Below are 588 nucleotides of genomic sequence, written 5' to 3'. Positions count from 1 at the left end.
ACGGGAGTGCGTCGATACAAACGTTATACGCGGAGTTCCTCGATAAACCGAACGGGCACAAGGCGCACGAACTGCTCCCCCCGACATGCAGGCAGTGCTGACCGGAAGCGCGCTTATCCTGGCGGGCGGGAAAAGCTCGCGCATGGGCTATGACAAAAAGCAGCTTCGGCTGGGCGGCGCGTCGGTATTCGAGAGCCTCTTCGCGCGGCTCAAGACCGCGTTCGGCGAGGTGCTGGTGTCGGCAAACGAGCCGCTCGCGCTGCCCGGCGTTACGGCGCTGCGCGACGGAATCGGCTCCGGTCCGCTCGCCGGCGTGTATCAGGGCTTATTGCGCTGCGGGAGCGACTATCTGTACGTTACCGCGTGCGATATGCCCTTTCTGTCTCTGGACTATATCCGTCATATGCAGGAGATTATCCGCCGGGAGCGCGTCGACCCCTGCGTCGCCCGCCGCGAAGACGGGCGCTACGAGCCGTTCAATTCCTTCTTCGGCCAAAGCTGCATACCCCCCCTGCCCGAAGCGCTGCTGCGCGGCGAATCCCAGATAAGCCTGCTGCCCGACCGCATACACACGCAGATCGTCGGCGC

The 588-nt window shown here is 63.9% G+C and carries 2 protein-coding genes; both read left to right on the top strand.

What is annotated here, in order from left to right:
• Positions 1-14: 14 nt before the first annotated feature.
• On the top strand, positions 15-101 hold the full coding sequence (locus tag AWU74_RS13590; RefSeq protein WP_368853469.1) for an iron hydrogenase small subunit: 87 nt from the start codon (positions 15-17) through the stop codon (positions 99-101).
• A partial coding sequence (mobA, locus tag AWU74_RS07520) for a molybdenum cofactor guanylyltransferase (protein WP_062328761.1) occupies positions 86-588 on the top strand: 503 nt, incomplete at its 3' end. The genes AWU74_RS13590 and mobA, both read left to right, overlap by 16 nt.

It is taken from the genome of Treponema endosymbiont of Eucomonympha sp. (assembly GCF_001028545.1).
The sequence above is the reverse complement of the archived record's forward strand: the minus strand, read 5'-3'. Positions and strand labels throughout refer to the sequence as shown.